Annotated in this window: 21 protein-coding genes; 11 read left to right on the top strand and 10 right to left on the bottom strand. The window is 66.2% G+C overall.

Annotation, left to right across the window (positions count from 1 at the left end):
* The first annotated feature begins 42 nt into the window (after positions 1 to 42).
* A complete protein-coding gene (locus VX037_RS15445) occupies positions 43 to 1,752 on the top strand; it encodes an ABC transporter substrate-binding protein/permease (protein WP_235723595.1) in 1,710 nt (569 codons plus the stop codon).
* A 3-nt stretch (positions 1,753 to 1,755) separates the two neighbouring features.
* A complete protein-coding gene (locus tag VX037_RS15450; RefSeq protein ID WP_266061641.1) occupies positions 1,756 to 2,502 on the top strand; it encodes an amino acid ABC transporter ATP-binding protein in 747 nt (248 codons plus the stop codon).
* A 9-nt stretch (positions 2,503 to 2,511) separates the two neighbouring features.
* Here the strand turns inward: VX037_RS15450 and VX037_RS15455 are convergent, their stop codons facing one another.
* Together VX037_RS15455 and VX037_RS15460 are read right to left on the bottom strand one after the other, a co-directional pair.
* Positions 2,512 to 3,366, bottom strand: a complete 855-nt coding sequence (locus tag VX037_RS15455; RefSeq protein WP_266061676.1) for an amidohydrolase family protein — start codon at positions 3,364 to 3,366, stop codon at positions 2,512 to 2,514.
* Positions 3,367 to 3,519: 153 nt separating this feature from the next.
* Positions 3,520 to 4,920, bottom strand: coding sequence for an alpha/beta hydrolase domain-containing protein (locus tag VX037_RS15460; protein WP_287015355.1), 1,401 nt, complete (start codon positions 4,918 to 4,920; stop codon positions 3,520 to 3,522).
* 101 nt (positions 4,921 to 5,021) lie between these two features.
* Here VX037_RS15460 and VX037_RS15465 point away from each other — a divergent pair, with 101 nt between their 5' ends.
* Positions 5,022 to 6,497, top strand: a complete 1,476-nt coding sequence (locus tag VX037_RS15465; RefSeq protein ID WP_287015356.1) for a cobyric acid synthase — start codon at positions 5,022 to 5,024, stop codon at positions 6,495 to 6,497.
* Positions 6,498 to 6,549: 52 nt separating this feature from the next.
* Here VX037_RS15465 and VX037_RS15470 read toward each other — a convergent pair whose 3' ends face one another.
* The 5 genes from VX037_RS15470 to VX037_RS15490 form a co-directional block, all read right to left on the bottom strand.
* Complete coding sequence (locus tag VX037_RS15470) at positions 6,550 to 7,206, bottom strand: PaaI family thioesterase (protein ID WP_266061639.1); 657 nt, start codon at positions 7,204 to 7,206, stop codon at positions 6,550 to 6,552.
* Positions 7,207 to 7,256: 50 nt separating this feature from the next.
* Complete coding sequence (locus tag VX037_RS15475) at positions 7,257 to 7,589, bottom strand: carboxymuconolactone decarboxylase family protein (RefSeq protein WP_235723597.1); 333 nt, start codon at positions 7,587 to 7,589, stop codon at positions 7,257 to 7,259.
* 77 nt (positions 7,590 to 7,666) lie between these two features.
* Positions 7,667 to 8,554 (bottom strand): NAD(P)-dependent oxidoreductase, encoded by an 888-nt coding sequence (locus tag VX037_RS15480; protein ID WP_235723520.1) that lies wholly within the window; start codon positions 8,552 to 8,554, stop codon positions 7,667 to 7,669.
* Positions 8,551 to 9,297, bottom strand: coding sequence for an SDR family oxidoreductase (locus tag VX037_RS15485; RefSeq protein ID WP_235723521.1), 747 nt, complete (start codon positions 9,295 to 9,297; stop codon positions 8,551 to 8,553). The genes VX037_RS15480 and VX037_RS15485 overlap by 4 nt, the downstream gene beginning before the upstream one ends.
* A 114-nt stretch (positions 9,298 to 9,411) precedes the next feature.
* Positions 9,412 to 10,878, bottom strand: a complete 1,467-nt coding sequence (locus VX037_RS15490) for an aldehyde dehydrogenase (RefSeq protein ID WP_235723522.1) — start codon at positions 10,876 to 10,878, stop codon at positions 9,412 to 9,414.
* Positions 10,879 to 10,942: 64 nt separating this feature from the next.
* Here VX037_RS15490 and VX037_RS15495 point away from each other — a divergent pair, with 64 nt between their 5' ends.
* From VX037_RS15495 to VX037_RS15530, 8 genes are read left to right on the top strand one after another with little or no spacing between them, the layout of a single operon-like run.
* On the top strand, positions 10,943 to 11,524 hold the full coding sequence (locus VX037_RS15495) for a TetR/AcrR family transcriptional regulator (RefSeq protein WP_235723523.1): 582 nt from the start codon (positions 10,943 to 10,945) through the stop codon (positions 11,522 to 11,524).
* Positions 11,524 to 12,762 (top strand): cytochrome P450, encoded by a 1,239-nt coding sequence (locus VX037_RS15500; RefSeq protein ID WP_235723524.1) that lies wholly within the window; start codon positions 11,524 to 11,526, stop codon positions 12,760 to 12,762. The genes VX037_RS15495 and VX037_RS15500 overlap by 1 nt, the downstream gene beginning before the upstream one ends.
* Entirely contained in the window at positions 12,762 to 13,550 is a 789-nt protein-coding gene (locus VX037_RS15505) for an SDR family oxidoreductase (protein ID WP_235723525.1), read from the top strand. The genes VX037_RS15500 and VX037_RS15505 overlap by 1 nt, the downstream gene beginning before the upstream one ends.
* Positions 13,547 to 14,890 carry a cytochrome P450 gene (locus VX037_RS15510; RefSeq protein WP_235723526.1) on the top strand — a complete coding sequence of 448 codons (1,344 nt, stop codon included), beginning with the start codon at positions 13,547 to 13,549 and terminating at the stop codon, positions 14,888 to 14,890. Before VX037_RS15505 ends, VX037_RS15510 begins: the two co-directional genes overlap by 4 nt.
* 6 nt (positions 14,891 to 14,896) lie before the next feature.
* Positions 14,897 to 15,091, top strand: a complete 195-nt coding sequence (locus tag VX037_RS15515) for a ferredoxin (protein ID WP_235723527.1) — start codon at positions 14,897 to 14,899, stop codon at positions 15,089 to 15,091.
* A 15-nt stretch (positions 15,092 to 15,106) separates the two neighbouring features.
* Entirely contained in the window at positions 15,107 to 15,649 is a 543-nt protein-coding gene (locus VX037_RS15520) for a nuclear transport factor 2 family protein (RefSeq protein WP_328714841.1), read from the top strand.
* A gap of 8 nt (positions 15,650 to 15,657) precedes the next feature.
* Positions 15,658 to 16,926: a hypothetical protein gene (locus VX037_RS15525; RefSeq protein ID WP_328714842.1), complete on the top strand. Its 1,269-nt coding sequence runs from the start codon at positions 15,658 to 15,660 to the stop codon at positions 16,924 to 16,926.
* 13 nt (positions 16,927 to 16,939) lie between these two features.
* Complete coding sequence (locus VX037_RS15530) at positions 16,940 to 17,836, top strand: SDR family NAD(P)-dependent oxidoreductase (protein ID WP_235723598.1); 897 nt, start codon at positions 16,940 to 16,942, stop codon at positions 17,834 to 17,836.
* Positions 17,837 to 17,851: 15 nt separating this feature from the next.
* Here the strand turns inward: VX037_RS15530 and VX037_RS15535 are convergent, their stop codons facing one another.
* Genes VX037_RS15535 through VX037_RS15545 form a run of 3 tightly spaced genes read right to left on the bottom strand, consistent with a single transcriptional unit; the run spans position 17,852 to position 21,071 of the window.
* Complete coding sequence (locus VX037_RS15535) at positions 17,852 to 18,862, bottom strand: NAD-dependent epimerase/dehydratase family protein (RefSeq protein WP_328714843.1); 1,011 nt, start codon at positions 18,860 to 18,862, stop codon at positions 17,852 to 17,854.
* Positions 18,859 to 19,944, bottom strand: coding sequence for an ecdysteroid 22-kinase family protein (locus tag VX037_RS15540; protein ID WP_235723531.1), 1,086 nt, complete (start codon positions 19,942 to 19,944; stop codon positions 18,859 to 18,861). Before VX037_RS15540 ends, VX037_RS15535 begins: the two co-directional genes overlap by 4 nt.
* On the bottom strand, positions 19,941 to 21,071 hold the full coding sequence (locus VX037_RS15545; RefSeq protein WP_328714844.1) for a TIGR03857 family LLM class F420-dependent oxidoreductase: 1,131 nt from the start codon (positions 21,069 to 21,071) through the stop codon (positions 19,941 to 19,943). Before VX037_RS15545 ends, VX037_RS15540 begins: the two co-directional genes overlap by 4 nt.

Here is a 21,071-nt window from a genome sequence, read left to right on the forward strand (position 1 = left end):
CTGATCGTCGCCGCAGTGCTCGCGACGACGGGCCTGATCGGAATGCCGCGGGCAGCTGCCGCTCCCACCGACAACTGCGCGCCGCCCGGCGTCGAGTCGGCGTCGGCGGCTCCGCTCAACCTTGCGGCCGCCGAGCAGGGCGGCGAAGACCGCTTCACCACAGCCACCACCACGCCGATCGACCAGATCGACGTGAGTCAGCTCGAGCTACTCACGCCCGGCACGCTGTCAGTGGGCACCCTGTCCGACGCCGGTCCGAGCATCTGTGTCAACGGCCAGGGCGTGTTCACCGGCTTCGACAACGAGCTTCTCAAAGCGGTGGCCGCCAAGCTCGGCCTGCAGATCCAGTTCGCCGGGACCGAGTTCGCCGGGCTGCTGTCGCAGGTTGCCACCAACCGCTTCGATGTCGGCTCGTCGTCGATCACCACGACCGATGAGCGTCGCCGAACCGTCGATTTCACCAACGGCTACGACTTCGGCTACTTCTCGCTCGTCGCGCCGGACGGCGGTGCGGTCCAAGGCTTCGGCGACCTGAACGATTCCGTGCGGATCGGCGTCGTGCAGGGCACCGTGCAGGACGACTACGTCGTCAACACGCTCGGGCTCGACCCGGTCAAGTTCCCCGACTACGCCACCGCCTACGCGAACCTGAAGGCCGGGCAGATCGATGCCTGGGTGGCGCCGTCGCAGCAGGCCGAGGGGTCGGTGCAGCCCGGCGACAACGCGTCGATCGTGGAGAACACATTCAGCGTCAACAACTTCATCGCCTGGGCGATCGGCAAGAACAAACCCAATCTGACCGAGGCCCTCAACTCCGGTCTGGACGCGGTGATCGCCGACGGCACCTATGCGGACCTGTACGCCGACTGGGTTCCGCGCGAGCTACCCGACGGCTGGAAACCGGGCAGTAAGGCTGCGCCGGAACCCGAACTGCCTGACTTCGCCGCGATCGCCCGCGAGAATGCCGACGACACCGCTGCCGGCGACACCGCACCGAAGAGCACCCTGGAACAACTCGGCGCGACATTCTTCGACTGGGGGCTGTACAAGGAGTCGTTCCCCGACCTGATCAAGACCGGCCTGGTCAACACGCTGATCCTGTCGCTGGTTTCCGGGGTGCTGGGCACCATCCTCGGCATGCTGCTGGCGGTCGCGGGCATCTCCCGGTCCCGCTGGCTGCGCTGGCCGGCCCGGATTTACACCGACATCTTCCGCGGCCTGCCCGCGGTGGTGGTGATCCTCATCGTCGGGCTCGGAGTGGGCCCGGTGGTGCGTGGCATCACCGGCAACAATCCGTACTGGCTCGGCGCGGTCGCGCTCGCCTTGCTCTCTGCGGCCTACATCGGCGAGATCTTCCGCTCCGGCATCCAGAGCGTCGACGACGGGCAGATGGAGGCGTCACGCGCCATCGGCTTCAGTTACCGGCAGTCGATGCGGCTCGTCGTGGTGCCCCAGGGTGTGCGCCGCGTCCTTCCGGCCTTGATGAACCAATTCATCGCCCTGATCAAGGACAGTTCGCTGGTCTATTTCCTCGGGTTGCTGGCCAGTCAACGCGAACTGTTCGCGGTGGGACGTGACCTCAACGCCCAGACCGGCAATCTGTCGCCGCTGGTGGCTGCGGGCATCGTGTACCTGGTGCTCACCATTCCGCTGACCCATTTGGTCAATTACATCGACGCCCGGCTACGGACGGGCCGATCCGTCGAGGTAGATGAGGATCCGGTACCCCCGACTGCCGTCGAGAGAGGCTGAGCAGTGTCTGAGACCACCACCCGCGATGCGGTGTCGCTGACCGGTACCGATCTGCATCTGTCGTTCGGCAAGAACCATGTGCTGCGCGGTGTCGACATCGCCGTCGACGCCGGCACCACCACCACTGTCATCGGTCCGTCCGGGTCAGGGAAGTCGACGTTGCTGCGGGTGCTCAACCGGCTGCACGAACCCGACAAGGGTGACATCGCGCTCGACGGCCGTTCGGTGCTGCGCGACAATCCCGATGAACTGCGCCGTCGCATCGGCATGGTGTTCCAGCACTTCAATCTGTTCCCGCACAAGACGGTGGCGCAGAACATCGCGTTGGGTCCGCGCAAGCTGCGTGGGTTGAGCAAAGACGAGGCGCACGAGGTTGCGTTGCGGCAACTCGACGTCGTCGGTCTGCGCGCGAAAGCCGATGTGCGGCCGGGCAATCTGTCGGGCGGCCAGCAGCAGCGGGTGGCGATCGCCCGTGCGCTGGCGATGTCACCGCAGGTGATGTTCTTCGACGAGGCCACCTCCGCGCTGGACCCCGAACTCGTCAAAGGGGTCCTTGCGCTGATGGCGGACCTCTCGGCGGAGGGGATGACGATGGTGGTGGTCACCCACGAGATGGGCTACGCGCGCAACGTCTCCGATCACGTGTTGTTCATGGACCACGGCGCGGTGGTGGAAACCGGGCCGCCCGAGCAGCTGTTCACCGACGCGTCGTCGGAGCGGCTGCGCAACTTCCTGTCTCAGGTGCTCTGAGCGCACGCCTCACGGAGTGCCGATCCCGAACAGCTGCGCGGCGTTCTCGTAGAACACGCCGCGAACCCAGTCGTCGCCGAGATCGAGACGCACGACCGCTTCGAGCGCATGCGTGTAGGGGTAGGGGATGTTGGGGTAGTCGCTGCCGAACATGATGCGATCGCCGACGTCGAGCAGACGGGGCAATGCGTCGACCGGAAACGGTGCACTTTCCTCGGCAAAGTCTGTGAACGACATCGTGGTGTCGAAGCGGACGTTCGGGTAGCGCTCGGCGAGGTCGAGGAACTCGACGTACTCGGGGGTGCCCATGTGCGCGATGATCAGCGGTAGCGACGGAAATCGGCGCAGCAGCGCGGCGATCGGTTCGGGCCCGGTGTGAGTGCCCGGCGCCGGCCCGGACCCGCAGTGGATGATCACCGGCACCTGGCTGTCGGCGATCTGCGACCACACCCCGTCGAGCAGCGAGTCCATCGGCGAGAAGTCTCCGACCTGGATGTGGCATTTGAACACCTGCGTGCCGCGCTGGATCGCGTGCGAGATGTAGGAGGGTGCGGACTCTTCCGGGTAGAAGGTGGCCGTGTGCAGGCAGTCCGGGTGATGCGCCGCGAAGTCCGATGCCCAGCCGTTAAGCCACTCGGCCATGTCCGGCTTGTGCGGATACACCAGCGACGAGTAACCGCGCAATCCGAAACCCTGCAGGCCCGCGACCCGGATGTCCTCGTCGGCCCGGTAGGTGATGGGCCACTCCCGTCCGATCAGTGGTCCGGCCGAATCGAAGTACGCCCAGACCTTGTCCATCACCGGCTTGGGCATGAAGTGGGTGTGGATGTCGATCAGCCCGGGCAGATGCAGGGACTTCCACATCTGCCGCACCGCGTCGGCTTCCTCCGCTCCGAACGGAGCTGATCCGGAGTTCTGGTACACGTCGTTGTCCACTCGATCGACGTTACCGTCGGCCCGTCTCTGCGACTACGTCAACGAAGAACACGTCCTCGTGGATGGAACGGGGTCATCGGGTCAGCCGACGGCCGATCGGCTGGGCACCAGATCCGGCCGCGCGTCGGCGAGGATCTCGTCGCGATCAGCGGCGAGGGCGAATCCACTGTCGATCATCTGCTCGGTCGCCGAGCGGTACCGGGCCAGATAGTCATCGGCGTCGCGATACCGTCGCGCCAGCAGGCCGGGATCGGCCGGAGTCGTGGAACCGAAGAGCATGCAGATGCGGACGACGTCACCGGTGACGATGCCGCGCAGTACCTGGGTCGCCGCGTCGACGCTGGGTGAACGCACCCCGCCGACAACGTTGCCGATTTCGTCGAGAACGAATCGTGGTCTCGTGTCGAGGCTCTCGACGGCCAGCGGTGCCGCGATCGGCGGCGGGGGGCCACCGGCGGCCCAGGCGTTGAGGTGGTGCAGGGCTGCGCGCAGGACGAAACGCTGTTGGCCTCGGTTGACCGGTGTCGGGCAGCCCAGCATGGATTCGTACGGGCCGATCTGGTGCAGGTCGGCGTGCGAGGTCCCGGCCAGCTCCCAGATCCGGATGCGGTCGGTGTCGGGCTGACGTGACCGCACCGACATGAAGTTGGTCAACACGTCGGTCTCGGTCTGCACCATGAACACCGGGATGGGCACCGATTCGGCGATCCTGGTGGGTGCGCCGCGGAAGACCTGGTCGATGTCGACGCCGCATCCGGGCTCGCCGAACGGCATCTCGGCTGCGGCGCGGCTGTGGATGAGGATGCCGTCGAGGACCGCATGGCGCTCGGCGAACCGGTTGGCGTAGGTGGTCAGCGCCATCGCCGACTGCGACTCGCCTGCGGCGAGCACGCGTCGCACCGACAACCCGCTCAGCGGGTGACCGTCGTCGGAGGGTGCGCGCAGTGCGGCGCAGACGGCACCGAAGATGTCGAAACAATAGGCATCGCCGGGGTGACGCAGTGCGCCATAGCGTTCCGGGTCCTTGGCGGCAAGACTGCGGGGACCGCCATCGATCGCCATTCCCACCGAACCGTGTCCGCCGGCGATTCCGGTGTATTGGGCCGACACGCCCAGCCAGGCGTAGCCGTTCCGGAGGAGTTCCTCGGCGAGATAGGTGTATTCGGGTGCGGCATCGGAGCCGCTGCTGACATTGAGCCACTCCACCACGACGGTGCCGTTGAAACCGGTGTCCGCGACGGGTCGTCGGAGCAGGGCGCGCGTGGTGAACGCGGCGGAATCGAGCAACGTCACGCCGTCGGCGCCCGACGGCGCGTATCCGCGCGCCACACCGCGGACCGCGTACTCACCCTCACGGTAGCCGTGTTCGACGAGGTCGGGTCCCGGGGTGGCGCTCACGATCGAACAGCCGTTGCCGCCGGACAGTTCGGTGAACTCGATCGGTTCGATGACGTCGCGTGCTGGTGGGGTCCCTGCGGACACGTGGGCTTCCCTTCTGCCGACGGTCACATGAAAGCGTTTGTGCTTCACGCTGATTGTCGAGTTTACTGATCTGCGACCGGTTCGTGGGTGAGGAGTTCTCGATGGCGGGCATCTTGATCGCGGGCACCACCAGCGACGCCGGTAAGAGCGTGGTGACCACCGGTTTGTGCCGGGCGTTGGCGCGCCGTGGCATGCGGGTCGCGCCGTACAAGGCGCAGAACATGTCGAACAACTCGATGGTGTGCGTCGGTCCAGACGGTGACGGTGTGGAGATCGGGCGGGCCCAGTGGGTGCAGGCCATGGCGGCGCAGGCCACCCCGGAGGCGGCGATGAATCCGGTCCTGCTGAAACCGGGGAGCGATCGCCGCAGCCACGTCATGTTGATGGGACGGCCGTGGGGTGCGATCGACTCCTCGGACTGGCTGGAGGGACGGCGCGAGCTCGGGCGGGCGGCACACGCCGCCTTCGACGATCTCGCGACTCGATTCGACGTGGTGGTCGCCGAGGGCGCGGGCAGCCCCGCCGAGATCAACCTGCGGGCGGGTGACTACGTCAACATGGGATTGGCCCGGCATGCCGATCTGCCGACGGTCGTCGTCGGTGATATCGATCGCGGTGGGGTGTTCGCGGCGTTCCTCGGTACGGTGGCCCTGCTGTCGCCGGAGGATCAGGCATTGGTTGCGGGGTTCGTCGTGAACAAGTTCCGCGGTGACCTCGATCTGCTCGCTGGGGGCCTGCGCGATCTCGAACGGGTCACCGGCCGCCGGGTGTTCGGCACGCTGCCCTGGCACCCGGACATCTGGTTGGACTCCGAGGATGCCCTCGACCTGCAAGGACGACGGACGACGACCGGGCGGCGCGCACGGGTGGTGGTGATCCGGCTGCCCCGCATCAGCAACTTCACCGACGTAGACGCGCTCGGTATCGAACCCGACCTCGACGTCGTGTTCGCCTCGGATCCCCGATCGCTGGCCGACGCCGACCTGGTGGTGTTGCCGGGCACGCGATCGACCATCGCCGACCTGGCCTGGCTGCGCGAGCGCGGCCTCGACCGATCGATCATCGACCACGCACAGGCGGGCAGACCGGTGCTGGGTATCTGCGGTGGCTTTCAGATGCTCGGCCGCACGGTCTGCGACCCCGAAGGTATCGAAGGTGCGCCGGCCGAGGTCGACGGTCTGGGACTGCTCGACGTCGAGACCACCTTCGGGTCGTCGAAGGTACTGCGGCTGTCGGAGGGGCGGTGGCGCGACGTGCCGGCCTCGGGCTACGAAATCCATCACGGGCGGATCACCCGAGGTGAAGGCGCCGAAGAGTTCCTCGCCGGCGCACGTGCGGGCCGCGTCTTCGGCACCATGTGGCACGGTTCGCTCGAGGGCGACGAGTTGCGGCACGAGTTTCTTCGGCAGTCTCTGTCGCTCAATGCTTCTGACGTCTCTTTCGGGGCCGCGCGAGAACGGCGACTCGACGTGCTCGGCGATCTCGTGGAGACGTGTCTCGACGTCGACGCGCTGGTGGATCTGGCGCGGGACGGGGCGCCGCGCGGCCTGCCCTTCGTGGCGCCGGGCGCACCGTAGCGGTCGATGCGCGGGCCATGCGACGGTGACCCGCGGGAGAACGCCGGCCGCATCATCGGGACTCGCCGGCAAACGGGTGCAGCGGAGTCATCCCGCGCGGTGAGATGAAGAGGCCTTCGGCCTCCGCTGTGACAGCCCCGTCGACCAGCATCGCCGCGCGGGCCAACGTCTTTCGGCCATCCCGTTCTGGAGTGAATGCTTCGATCCGCAGCGGCCCCAACGGGGTGGGCCGCAGATATCGGATGGTGAGCGTCCCGGTGTAGCTCGGTAGGCCGGTCATACTCGCCGCCTCACCGAGAACCTGGTCGAACAGCAGAGAAACCACACCACCGTGGACGTGACCGGGCGGACCCTCGTATGCGGCGCCGAGTTCCACGTCGGCGTGGGCGACCACTGGATCGGTGACACTGCCCCGGACCACCGTCAGCGGTGGCGCGATCGCGTTGCGGAGGCCGATCACCGCGTTGCCCCAGGCCATTCCGCGACCCTCGGCGGTGTGCCGGACACCGTAGGCCCCGGGGATCTGCTGTGCCCGCAAGGCTGCGGTGACCTCCGAGATCGTTTCCGTCGCCGAGTGCACGGTCGCGTCGTCGACCTCGGTCCGGATGACGGCGTCGACGAGTTCGCGGAGGGCTGCGGTGAGCGGTTGGTACACCGCAACCCGGTGGTGGTACTCGTCGGCCGTCAGGTCTTCGTAGGTGAACTCCATGATGCTCCTGACTGGCTCGGGCGAGGTCCACGGCCCGAGACGGACATGGGCTACTTCTGGTTCTTGCGATGATTGGCGATCACAGTGCCGAACATGAAGTTCATCTTGGTGCCCAACGGCCAGCCCACGTAGTAGCAGAGGAACAACGCGATCTCCTCGAGTTGCTCGGGAGTCAGTTCCTCGTTGGTCAGGGCTGCCCCGGCCTGTATCTCGGCCACGTCGATCTGCCCACCGGCGGCGAGCGCACCCAGCAGGATCAGCCGACGATCACGGATGGACAACCCCTCGCGGGTCCACACTTCGGCGAACACCTGATCGCAGGTGTGCGCGAAGAAGTCGCCCGGTCCGTCGGACATCTCCCAGCCGTAGACCTTCGACATCATGTCGAGGCCCTTTCGCCGCCGGGCGTCGGCAGTCTCGTCTGGGCTCGACCCGTCTGTACCTGCCTCATGTGGGGCCGTCATCGTTGTTCTCCTTCCTGATGTGGCACACCGAGTTCCGCCGCGAAGTCGCGTAGCGCGATTTCGCCGAGGGGGAGGTCGACGTCGAGTTCGCGTCCCAGTTCCAGCGCCAGGGTCAGATCCTTTTCGCCGAGCCCGCGGACTGGGATCAGCACGTCGTGCCAGAAGTCGTCGGGTGCCACGTCGGCAGTGGTGTCGCGCAGCATGATCGCACCCGGCCCACCGGTGATCGCGTCGGTGTGCCGAACCACTTTGCCGAGCTTGGTGATGTCGATCCCGGCGGCCTCGGCGAGGCGAGATGCCTCCATCGCCGCGGTGAACGCCACGAAATGCATCAGGTTGCGCGCCAATTTCATCTTGGTGCCGGCGCCCACGTCGTTGCCGGCGTGGACGAGCATGTCCGACACCGCCGCGTAAGGCTCCTTCAACCGCAGGTATGCCTCCCGGTCACCCCCGACCATGATGGCCAGCCGCCGCTGCTCGGCACCCGCCGCGCCCCCGGAGATCGGTGCGTCCAGCAGGGTGACGCCCTTGTCGGCGCAGTGGGCGGCCAACTCGGTGGCCGTCTGAGGGCTGATGGTGGAGTGGACGGCGATGATCGTTCCGGGCGTGGCGGCCTCGAGGAGCCCGCCGGCACCGGACACGACCGTGCGTACCTGATCGTCGTTGAGCACGCAGATGCCGATGATGTCGGCACGGGTGGCGAGATCGACCAACGATGACGCCGCGGTGGCGCCCGCATCGACGAGCTTGGCGACCGCGTCGGCGGAGAGGTCGAACACCGTGAGCTCGTCCGACCAGGCGGTGAGGCTTGCGGCCATCGGACCCCCGATGTTGCCGAGTCCGACGTAGCCGAGCCGGATCTGTCCCGGGCCGGGGTCACTCATGAGCGGATGACCTGTCCACCGTCGACATTGAAGATCTGCCCGGTCACCCAACCGGCCTCGTCGGAGAGCAGGAACAAGCACATGCCGACCAGATCCTCCGGTGTCCCGAACCGCTTGAGCGGCAGACGGTTGACGATGTCGTCCACCATTTCCTTGGGAGTGGTGGAGCGGGTGGCCTCGGTGTCGATCGGGCCGGGCGCGATGGCGTTGACCCGGATGTTCTGTCCGCCCAGTTCGGTGGCCAGCTGCTGGGTGAGGCCGTTCACACCCACTTTGGCCAGGCCATAGAAACCGCTGTAGAGCCATGCGGCGGTGGAGGACTGGTTGACGATCGCGCCGCCGTCGGTCATATGCGGGTACACCGCCCGGGTGACGTTGAGGGCGCCGTCGAGGTTCACGCTCATGAACTTCTTGTAGTAGTCCCAGGGCACGGTGATCAGGAAGTCGAGCTTCATCCCGCCGTAGATCGCCGCGTTGTTGACCAGACCGTCGATCCGGCCATAGGCGTCGACGGCCGCCGCGGCGAGCGCCTGCGCGGACTGTTCGTCGGCGACGTCGGTACTGACGTAGAGACCGTTGATGTCGGCGGCCACCTGCTTACCTGCGTCGTCGTTGAGGTCGGCGACGACGACGTTGGCGCCCTCGGCGGCCAGAGCGCGGGCATAGACCTCACCGATGCCGCCGGCGGCCCCGGTCACGATGATGGTCTTGTCTCCGAAACGGTTGCGACTATCGGAAGTCATTGTGCTGCTTTCTGTTGTGGGTTGTGCGAGCGTCATCTGTTGGTCGGTGAGGAGCGAGCTTGCGAGCGTCACCTGCTGTTCCCTGAGGAGCGAGCTTGCGAGCGTCACGAAGGGTCACGCCGGGGTCGCCACGGCCTTGGACTCCAGATACTCCTCGAATCCGGCGACGCCCATCTCGCGACCGATGCCGGACTGCTTGTAGCCACCGAACGGGACGTCGGCGGAGTACCAGATGCCGCCGTTGATGCCCATGGTCCCGGTGCGGACTCCGTTGACGACCTTGTTGATCCGGTCCGGATCGGTACCCCAGACCGCCCCCGACAGGCCGTATGGTGAATCGTTGGCGATGCGAATCGCATCATCGTCGCCGTCGTGCGCAATGATCACCAGCACCGGCCCGAAGATCTCCTCCTGCGCGACCCGGGCGGAGTTGTCCAGGCCGGATATCAGGGTGGGCTCCACGAAGTAGCCCTTGTCCCTGTCGGCGGGACGGCCGCCGCCGATCTCGATGGTGCCGCCCTCGCTCCTGGCGAGCGCGATGTAGGACTCCACCCGGTCGCGTTGGACGGCCGAGATCAACGGTCCGCAGATGGTTCCCGCGTCGCTCGGATCGCCGGCGGGCAGTCCCGCCAGCGCGTTCTTCGTCGCGGTGATCGCCTCGTCGAGCTTCTCGCGCGGGACCACCAGCCGGGTGGTGATGGCGCATCCCTGACCGGCGTGGGTGACCACGTTGAACGCGGCCATCGAGCAGGCCGACGCGATGTCGGCGTCGTCGAGCACGATGAACGCCGACTTCCCGCCGAGTTCCAGGAACACCTTCTTCAATGTCTCGGCGGCACCGGCCATCACCTTCTTGCCGGTCGCGGTGGAACCGGTGAACGAGACCAGGTCGACGCGCGGATCGGTCGAGAGCTGCGCACCGAGCGCGTGATCGCTGGAGGTGACGACGTTGATGACGCCGGGCGGGAAGTCGGTTTCCTCGGCGATGACCTTGCCGACCAACGCCGCGCACCACGGGGTGTCCGGCGCGGGCTTGAGTACCACCGTGCAACCGGCCGCCAAGGCGGGGCCGATCTTCGCGAAGTTGATCTGGTGCGGGAAGTTCCACGGGGTGATGGCGCCGACCACCCCGACCGCCTCGTACCGGACTTCGCGGGTGTTCTTGAGGCCCATCGGTTTCGCCTCGCCGAGATCGGTGGTCCACTCGTAGGACTCGGCCAGGTCGGCGAAGTAGCCGAGATCGTTGACGGGGCCGGAGAATTGGGGTCCGGAGGTCAGGAAGGTCGGGCAACCGACCTCGGCGACGGCGAGTTCGCGGAACTCGTCGCCGTGGGCGAGCAGCGCATCGCGAAGCTGACGCAGACAGCGCGCGCGGAACCCGTGGTCGCGTGACCAGTCGGTGGTGTCGAAGGCGCGGCGCGCGGCCGCGATCGCCGCGTCCATGTCGTCGGCGGTGGCATCGGCCGCCTGGCCGAGTACTTCTTCGGTGGCCGGGTTGCGCACATCGAAAGTGCCGCCGGTGCCGGGAGCGAGTTTGCCGTCGATCAACAGGTCTGACGACGACACTGGGCGTAGAGGCATGGTCTGGAACTCCATCTGGACAGGTGTCTGGACTCGTGATCAAACCTAGTGTAGCGTGACTCACATGTCCAGTCCCGTGTCTCAGGAATCCACTCGCCGACGGCTGACGCAGCAACAGGCCGAGACGGTCACCCGGTTGACCGACGCGGCGGTCGAGGTGCTCAACATCGAGGGTTTCGACGGTCTCACTGTGCGCACCGTGGCGAAATTGGCGGGGGTCGCCCCGGCGACCGCGTACACGTATTTCTCGTCGAAGAGTCATCTGGTCGCCGAGGTGTTCTGGCGTCGCCTCAGTGCGGGTGTGCCCGAGCCGGATCTGTCGGTGCCACCGGCCGAGCGCGTCGCCCAGGTGCTGCGTGAGGTCTCGATGGTGGTGGCAGGTGAGGGGCAGCTCGGTGGCGCCGTGACCATGGCGCTGTTGGGCACCGACCCGGACGTCGAGCACCTGCGCCTGCGGATCGGCGGTTTTATTCGTCGCCGGCTCGCCGAGGCGCTCGAGGTGGACCCCGAGCACCCGGGTCCGCTGCTCGATGCACTCGAGATGATCTACGCCGGTGGCCTGGTGCACGCGGGGATGGGGCATATGTCCTACGAGCAGACATCCGAACGTCTGGTCGCAGCAGCACACCTACTGATGGAGAAGTGATGACCGATACCGCCACGGGGACGGGTATGGAGCATCTCGTCCCGTTCGATCCGTATGCCTATGACTTTCACGAGGATCCGTATCCGACGTACGCTCGGCTCCGGGACGAGGCGCCTGTCTACTACAACGCGGAGATGAACTTCTGGGCGCTGGCCAAACATTCCGATGTGCGCACGGGGTTTCGCGACAGTGTGAACCTGTCCAACGCGTGGGGCGTGTCGATGGACCCGTCGTCGTATGGGCCGGACGCACACAAGTCAATGTCGTTCTTGGCGATGGACGACCCGAAGCACATGCGCATCCGGAAGCTGGTGTCCAAGGGGTTCACGCCACGGCGCGTCAACGACCTCACAGATCGGATCACCGCACTGACACAGCAACATTGGGACAGATGTCTCGAGATGGGCGAGTTCGACTACGTCGAGGACTTCGCCGGCCTGCTCCCGATGGACGTCGTCTCCGAACTGCTGGGGGTCCCCGAGGCCGATCGCGCCTTCCTGCGGCAGCAGTCGGATCTGCTGCTGCATCGCGAAGAGGGTGTGCTCGACATCCCCGAGGCCGCCGTCTACGCCTATATCGAACTGCACAAGTACTACACCGAACTCATCGCCGAACGCCGGAACAATCTCGGCGAGGATCTGGTGTCGGCGTTGATCGCCGCCGAGATCGACGACGACGAGACCGGCGAGAAGACCAGCCTCACCGAGGACGAGATCGTCGGCTTCATGGTGCTGATGGTGGTCGCCGGCAACGAGACCACGACCAAACTGCTTGCCAACGCACTGTATTGGGCCTGGCGCAATCCGGCCGAACTCGCCAAGGTGATCGCCGACGAGGACATGGTGCCCGACTGGACCGAGGAGACCCTCAGATACGACAACTCGACGCAGATGGTGCTGCGCAAAGTCGCCGCCGACACCACTTTCGGTGACATCACCATCCCGGAGGGTGATCGGGTGCTGCTGCTCGTCGGTTCGGCCAACCGGGACGACGAGGTCTTCGACAACGCCGATCGGTACCAGATCGGCCGCGACTGCAGCCAAGCGCTGATGAGCTTCGGCATGGGGACCCACTTCTGTCTCGGCGCGCACCTCGCGCGACTCGAATCGAACATCGGTCTGTCCGAGGTGGTTCGCACCATCAAGTCGGTGGACATCGACATGGATCGTGCCGTCCGCGTCCACTCGGTGAATGTTCGTGGCTTCGCCCAACTACCCGTGAAAGTGCAGGTGCGCTGATGGCATTCATCCCTCATCCGGACAGACGACCGGTGCTGATCGCCGGTGCGTCCTCGGGTATCGGCGCAGCGACCGCCGAATATCTGGCCGACGCAGGCTATCCGGTCGCACTCGCAGCCCGGCGCGTGGACAAGTGCCACGAGATCGCCGAGAAGATCACCGCCAATGGTGGTGAGGCGGTGGCGGTCCCGCTCGACGTGACCGACGAACAATCCGTCGTCGACTGCGTGGCGAAGGCGCAGGCAGCCCTGGGGCCAATCGAGATCGCGGTCTCCGGTGCGGGTGACCTCGCGATCGGACTCTCCTACGAGACGTCGCCCGAGGAGTTCGCGTCGCAGGTGAACATCCACCTCGTCGGCGCACACCGCATCTACCGTGCGGTGGTCCCGGACATGATCGAACGCGGACGCGGTGACTTCGTGTTCATCGGTTCGGATGTGGCGCTGCATCCGCGACCCTGGTCGTCGGCCTACGTGGCGGCGAAGTCGGGTATCGACGGCCTGGTCGCGACCGTGCAGCTGGAACTCGAAGGAACCGGCGTGCGGGCCAGCATCATCCGGCCGGGCCAGACCATCACCGGCATGGGTATGAACCTGGATCAGAAATCCACCGACGCCATGCTCAACGACTGGATCAGACACGGCCTCGCTCGGCATGGGAACTTCCTTGCCCCCGAACACCTTGCGCAGGGGATCGGCGCCATCGTCGCGATGCCGCGCGGGGCGCACATGCGCGTGGTGGAGATCGAGGCCGAAGGAGCATTGACCAAGAAGGGAACCGACGCATGACCGCACTCACCAAACCCCAGCGCGTCTCCGGCGGGGACGGCGAACACGGCCACCTCGACGAACTCGCCTCCGACCCCATCGGACTGTTCTGGCGGGTCCGCGACGAGTGTGGCGATGTGGGCCAGTTCCAGCTCGCCGACCGGGAGGTGGTCCTCGTCTCCGGTGCACTTGCCAATGAGGAGTTCTTCCGCGCGCCGGAAGAAGATCTCGACCAGGCGGCCGCCTACCCGTTCATGACGCCGGTGTTCGGGGAGGGCGTCGTCTTCGACACCAGCCCCGAAGAGCGCTCCAAGGCCATCCACAACTCGGCGCTCAAGGGCCCGCACATGAAGCAGCACGCGGTGACCATCCCGAACGAGGTCGAACGCATCATCGCCGACTGGGGTGACGAAGGCGAGATCGACCTGCTCGAGTTCTTCGCCGAACTCACGCTGTACACGTCGTCGGCGTGCCTGATCGGCCGCAAGTTCCGCGAGCGGCTCAACGGACACATCGCGCACCTGTTCCACGACCTGGAGAAGGGCACCGACCCGATCGCCTACGTCGACTACAACGCCGACATCGAAAGCTTCCGCAAGCGCGACGAGGCCCGAGCCGAGTTGGTGGAGTTCATCCAGGGCGTGATGGACGAGCGGATCGCGAATCCGACTGAGAACAAAGAAGATCGCGACCTGATGGATGTTCTCGTCCAGGTCGGATTCGACGCCAACACCATCACCGGGATGTTCATCTCGATGATGTTCGCCGGCCACCACACCACCTCAGGAACCGCAGCGTGGACGCTGATCGAGTTGTTACGCAACCCCGACTACATGGGGCGCGTGTACGCCGAACTCGACGAGATCTACGGCGACACCCCCGACGGCGAGCGGCCCGAGTACACCTTCGCCCACACCCGGCAGATGCCGCAGCTGGAGAATGCGCTCAAGGAGGCACTGCGACTGCACCCACCGCTGATCATCCTGATGCGTGTGGTGCAAAACGACTTTCACATCGAGGACTTCGAGATCACGGCAGGTCAGTCGATCGCGGTGTCCCCGGCCATCTCCAACCGGCTACCCGAGGACTTCCCCGAGCCGGACACCTTCGATCCGGATCGCTATGACAAGCCCCGGCAGGAGGACCTGGTGAACCGGTGGACGTGGATTCCGTTCGGTGCCGGCCGCCATCGTTGCGTCGGGGCGCAGTTCGCGATCATGCAGCTCAAGGCGATCTTCTCGGTACTGTTCCAGAACTACGAGTTCGAGATGCTGCAGCCGTCGGAGACCTACCGCAATGATCATTCCAAGATGGTCGTCCAGCTGCAGCAGCCGTGCCGTGTGAAGTACCGGAGGCGGTGAGCGCCGATGCGTGTCGAAGTGGATCTGGATCTGTGCCAGGGGCACGGCATGTGCGAGATGGAGGCGCCTGAGGTCTTCCGAGCGCACTCCGACCACGTCGAGATCCTCGACAAGGAGCCAGACGAGAGCCGCCGAGCCGAGGTCGAGGCCGCGGTCATGTATTGCCCGACACAAGCCCTCAAGATTGTGGACGACGAATGAGTGGAGAGACGCGACATGCCTTTTGATCGTGCCGAACTGGAAGAGATGAAACAGCGTTGGCTGGACGCCAACGTCGAGGCGGAGAAGGCCGGCGACTGGAAACCGCTGGCGGAGTTCTACACCGAAGACGCCACCTACGGGTGGAATTACGGCCCCGACAAAGATTTCATGGCCGTCGGACGCGACGAGATCCGCGACATCGCACTCGGCCAGGAGATGGAGGGCCTCGAAGGTTGGGAGTATCCGTATCAGGCGTGGGTGATCGACGATCAGACCGGCGACATGATCGGTTTCTGGAAGCAGGTGTATCAGGGCACCCGCGAGGACGGCACCAACTACGCCCTCGAGGGTATTCAGGGCAGCTGGTTCAAGTACGCCGGTAACTTCCAGTTCTCCTGGCAGCGCGACTTCTTCGACTACGGGAACGTGTCGGCGCTGTTCATCGAGATGCTGAAGAACAACGCGATGAGTGACGGCATGCTCAAGCGGATCGAGAAGGCCACCGGCGATCAGCCGGGCTGGTATCCGTTCGGCAAGGCGCCCGTCGGGTTCTGGTGAGCACTGAGATGACTACTCCAGCCCCGGCCTACCAAGGTCTGAGTCAGTCGCAACTCGCCGTCTTGGTGCCCGAACTCCTGCTCTCCGGGCAGTTGATCGACCGCAGTGGTATGGCACACCTGATCAGCGCCTTCGGGCGAGAAGTGATGGGGCAGGTCGCCATCGAGGAGTGGATGGCCGCCAGCCCCGTCTACACCCAGCGTATGCGCACCGCTCTCGGCATCGACGGCGACGGCGTCGAGGACATGTTCAAATGTCTGCAACTCGACATCGGTGCGCCACCACAGTTCATGGACTTTCGCTATGAGGTGACCGACAAGTACCACGGTTCCTTCTTCCTGCAGCACTGCGGCGCGTTGATGGACGTGGAACCGATGGGCGACGACTACGTCACCACGATGTGCCACGACATCGAGGACCCGACTTTCGACGCCACTGCCATCGCCACGAACCGTCGGGCGCGCATCCGTCCGATCCACCGGCCGCCGCGACGGCCGGAAGGTCGTACACCGCATTGTGAGTGGACAGTGACGATCGAGGACGACCGCGACGAACTGCCGTTGCCGTCCGATGCGCAGGAGATGTTCGGCACCCGAGCCGGGACGGTGACGCTCACCCCCATCGACGCGTCGGCGACAGACGGACTGGTCGACTACCGGGGACCGCTGCTGGCCGACCTCCAGTTCCGGGAGTGGTCACACACCGCGCTCGCCCGGATCGCCGAGGAGATCGCACTGCAGCACCAGCTGTTGTCGCTCGGCTTCCTCTGGTCGGTTCGTCGGCACGCGACCGATGAGGCCCAGGTGCGCGAAATCTACCGCAAACAGCTGACCGGCATCGCGGGATTGTCGGCCGACCGTCTGCGGCGGGCGCTGACGCTGGGCGCCGACGCGTCGGCCCTGGCGACGGTGATCAACCTGCATCCGGTTCTCGGTCCGCTCGCCTACACCGGGGTGGCTGCCGAGGTGCGGGGGGACGACGTCATCGTTGTGGTGCCCACCGAGTCGGATGCGGCCGTCGACGGCGGCTGGATCGCGCTTCTCGATGCCGACCACGTCGAACCGCTGCAGGCGATCGCGACCGCGGTGGACGCATACTGGGCGGTGTCGTCGGCAACCGCTGCCGACGGAGTCACCGAGTTCGTGATGAGCAGAGGAGATGCCGCGCACCAGGAGTCAGGGGAGGTGGCGATCGCGCGATTCAGTTCGGGCGCCGACTTCGAGTTCACCGACCGTGGGCGATCGATTCCGATCACGCCGGTGGGTAGCGGTGTTTGATGACCCCGAGTCGGTGACCGCCCCCTGGCCGGGGGCGGGGGACCTGAGTCTCTCGGGTCGCGTTGCCGCGGTGGCCGGCGCGACCCGGGGGATCGGTCTGTCGGTGGCATACGCGCTCGCCGGACGAGGTGTGTCGGTGGTGATCAACGGTCGAGATCCGGTTGCCGTCGATGAGACCGTCACCGAGATCCGTGGCGGTGGTGGCTATGCGGTGGGCGTTGTCGGGTCGGCCGGTGACGACGGTGTGGCCCAGAAGATGGTCGATGCGGCGCTCTCGGAGTTCGGGGCGCTCGACATCGCCATCAACTGTGCCGGCATCGCCGAACCGCCGGGATCGACGATCCTGTCGATCAGCGCCGAGGAGTTCCGTGACCAGCTCGACGCACATCTGATGAGTGCATTTCATCTGATGCAGGCCGCCGGCCGGGTCTTCGCCGAACAGCAGACCGGGTCGATCGTCCTGACCGGGTCCGCGGCCTCGCTCGGGATGTTCGGGGGCAGTGGCTACCCGGCGGCCAAGGGCGGGGTCAACGCCCTTGCGCTGGCCGCTGGTGCCGACCTCGCCGACCGTGGCGTCCGGGTGAACGTGGTGATGCCCGGTGCGAAGTCGCGGTTGTCGAGCGGTGACGACTACGTGTCGCATATCGAGAGCCTGCATCGGCGAGGGATACTCGACGAGGTGACCCGGGACGCGGCGCTCGACCCTGCCCCGCCCGAGTACGTCGCCGCGCTCTACGTGTTCCTCGCCAGCGGCGCCGCACGACACGTCACCGGTCAAATATTCACCGCAGCAGGCGGTTTCATCGGGCGCTATGAGCCCCAGCAGGCGTCGTTCGTCGCCTACCGCGACCACAAGGACAGCGCCCCCTACACGCTGAGCGAACTCGCGGAGTTGCTGGGCACGAACTGATGTGAGGGGTGGGCGTCACGAAGGGCCGGCACCTGCAGCCGTTCGCCGCGCCGCGAGGTCGAGCCAGGACCGCGCCCCCGCACGCACGGCATCGGCCACCGGTGCCGGCTCCCAACCGAGTTCGCGCACCGCCTTGCGGTGATCCATCTGCGACATCTGGTGCATCAGCCGTACGGTCTGCACGCTGAGCTTGGGTGTGGCACCGGTCAGTCGGCTGCGCAAGGAGCCCACCGCACCGATCGCATACATCGTCGGTTTGTGCAACACCAGACGGGGTTCTCGACGACCGGCGATGCCGGCTGCGATGGACACGACCTCGTCGAGATCGATCTGCGACTCGGCGATGATGTAGCGTTCGCCGACGCGGCCCTTGTCGGCGGCGAGACGGAGCGCGGCGGCGGCATCGTCGACACCCACCGATTCGGTGCGCATCCCGCGAACGGTGAAGGGCAGTTTGCCCAGCGCGGCGCCCGCGACGAACGACCCGTGCGGGGTGGGCAGGTAGTCGCCAGGGCCGTAGGTGTTGGCCACGCACAGCGCGACGACCGGCACCCGGCCGTCGCGTCCGTAACCCAGGGCGACGTCCTCGCCGGCGACCCGGGACCGGATGTAATCGTTCGCCTCGTGGTGCCAGTTGAACTCGTCGGTCTCGTCGACGATGGCGTCCGGACGGCGTCCGATCGTCGCGATGCTGCTGGTGAACACGAATTTTCGCAGGTCGGCACGGGCGGCGACGTCAAGCACCGAACGCACCCCGTCAACATTGGTTCGATCCAACACCGAGCCATCGGTGAGCCAGGCGCGCGCGTCTACCGCGCAGTGGTACACCACCTCGCAGCCCGACATCGCCGACGCCAGCGCGTCGCTGTCGAACAGGTCGCCGACCACCCGCTCCACATCGAGATCGTCGATGGCCCGGGTGTTGCTGGTCGCGCGCACCAGAACCCGCACGTGTTCGCCGGATTCGACCAACTGCCGCGTCACCCGGGAGCCGAGGAAACCGGTCGCCCCGATCACCAGTTTCACCCCGACGATCCGCTCGCATGATCGGCGACGGCTGCGGCACCCCGCGACAACATGGTCGCGAACATGCGATCACCACGCTCGGTGGGCTGCGCCGCGCCCGCGCCGAACACCACCAGCAGCAGCGTGTGCAGCAGGCCGTCGACGTAATCGTTCCAGCACTGCGCTGCCGAGTAGTCGGCGATCCCGCGTGTGCACAGTGCGTCGTGGTAGGCGCTCACGATGGCTCGTTCATGAGCGCGCCGGTCCGTGACCGACAGACTCGTAGAGACCAGAAATGCGATGTCGCGCAAGGGGGGACCGGCGGCAATGGTCTGCCAGTCGACCACCGTGGCCGTTCCGTCCGGATCGAACAGGATGTTGTCGAGCCGCAGGTCGGAGTGGATGATCGTGTACGGCTGGTCGGATGCGACGAGCCAGTCGTGTGCGTGCGCCACGAGATGGTCGAGGGCTGCAGAGTCCGGCCCCGTCGGCGCGAACCGCTCGCGGAAGGTGTCCGCCATCGGGACGAGGAACTCCTGCATCATGTCCGCGTCCTCGGCGGTGGGCAAGTTCAGGCCGGCTTCGGTGAGCAGCGTTTCATCGCACCACCGGGGTGCGTGCAGGCCGGCGGCGGCAACGGCAACCGCGGTGACGGCCTGCGGATCGGCGCCGGCGATCTGATCACCCTGCTCCGCCGGGGCCATGTCCTCGAGGAGCAGCACGAACTCGCTTCCCGCATCGGAGATCACCGCCGCGTATGCGCGTGGAGTGGGGACGTCGACTGTCGGGGCGATGTCGGCGTAGAAGGCAACTTCGTTGCGGAATGCGCCCACTGCGAACGTGCGTTGGTCGAGTGGGCCGGTGGCGATCTTGGCGACCATGGTTGTCGGGAGCGTCGCGTCGTTGATCGCGTAGGTGAGCGACAACCGGAACGAACTGGCCATCTGACCGGAACCGACCGGAGATGCCGACACCGAAGCCACCGTCGCCACGTGACCGGCCGAACGCAGCACACCGGTGAGGAAGTCGGCGGTGACCGCGTCGACATCGGTGGGGATCAACCCCGGTTTCGAGGGCGATGGACTCACCCCGCTCCCGGTCATCGAGTGTCACCGATCGAGACGCGCGCGTAGGCCGCGCAGAGTCCGGGATTGACCGGGAGATCAGGCAGTTCCGGTCGGATGGACCGATACGCGGCGAGGACGTCGAGGAGTTCGGACGGGGCCGCCCCGTGCAGGATGACGGAGTCGACACCGAGGTCGAATTGGTGGGCAATAGTGGCGGCGCACTGTGCCGCGCTGCCGGTCGCCGAGTCGGCCACCCACGCTTGCGGTATGGCCGCATGGAGTTGCCGGATCTCGTCGTCGGTCGCGGTGGCGTCAATCGGACCGCGCGCGCCGACGAACGCGTCCGTCGCTCTCAGGTGTTCGAGATCTGCCGCGGCCCAGTCATTGGCCTTCATGAGGACATCGGGGTAGCCCTGCAGGTACGTGGCCAGTCGTCCGTAGAGGCGACGGAGTCGTTCGGCGTCACCGAGTCCGTCGGGGATGGTGGCCAGGACCGACCAGATGCGTACCGACGCCGGGTCCCGTCCGGCGCGTTCGGCGGCGGTGCGCACGATCTCTACGGCTCTACGCGTCGCCTCGTCGGAAAAGAAGGTGTGCAGCACCACGCCGTCGGCGATGCGACCGGCGAGTTCGAGTGTCCGGCGGGACATGGTGATCAGCATGACCGGTACCGGTGTCACCGAGACGCCGAGATTCAGCAGCGGAAAGCTCCCGATCGGGCCGTCGTGTCCGACGATCATCTCGCCGCGCCACAAGATGCGGAGAACTTCGGCGACATCGGCGAGTTGCGCCCCGGTGACCGGCGGCACATCGAGGATCTGCCACTGCGCGTCGATCCCGCGGCCGAGGCCCAGGGCGAACCGGTTGCCGCTGAGTTCGGCGAGAGTTGCCCCCATCGTCGCGGTGATGATCGGGTGACGGGTGTTGTGATTGGTTGCCGCGGTGGCGACCCCGATACGCGTGGTCGCAGCCGCGATGGCCCCGCAGAGGACGGCGGCGTCCTTGACGTTGAACCGTTCGGAGACGAATGCGGTCCCGAAACCGGCTCGATCCGCCAGGGCGGCCTCGTCTACCAGCTCACCCGGGTTGACGGGGTGCCGGGAGAGTGCGTAGTAGCCGATCTCCGGAAGCGGCTTGCGCGGGTCGGAGGGGTCGACGGGCAT

This window comes from Gordonia sp. Z-3, from assembly GCF_036233855.1.
Classification (GTDB): Bacteria; Actinomycetota; Actinomycetes; order Mycobacteriales; family Mycobacteriaceae; genus Gordonia; species Gordonia tangerina.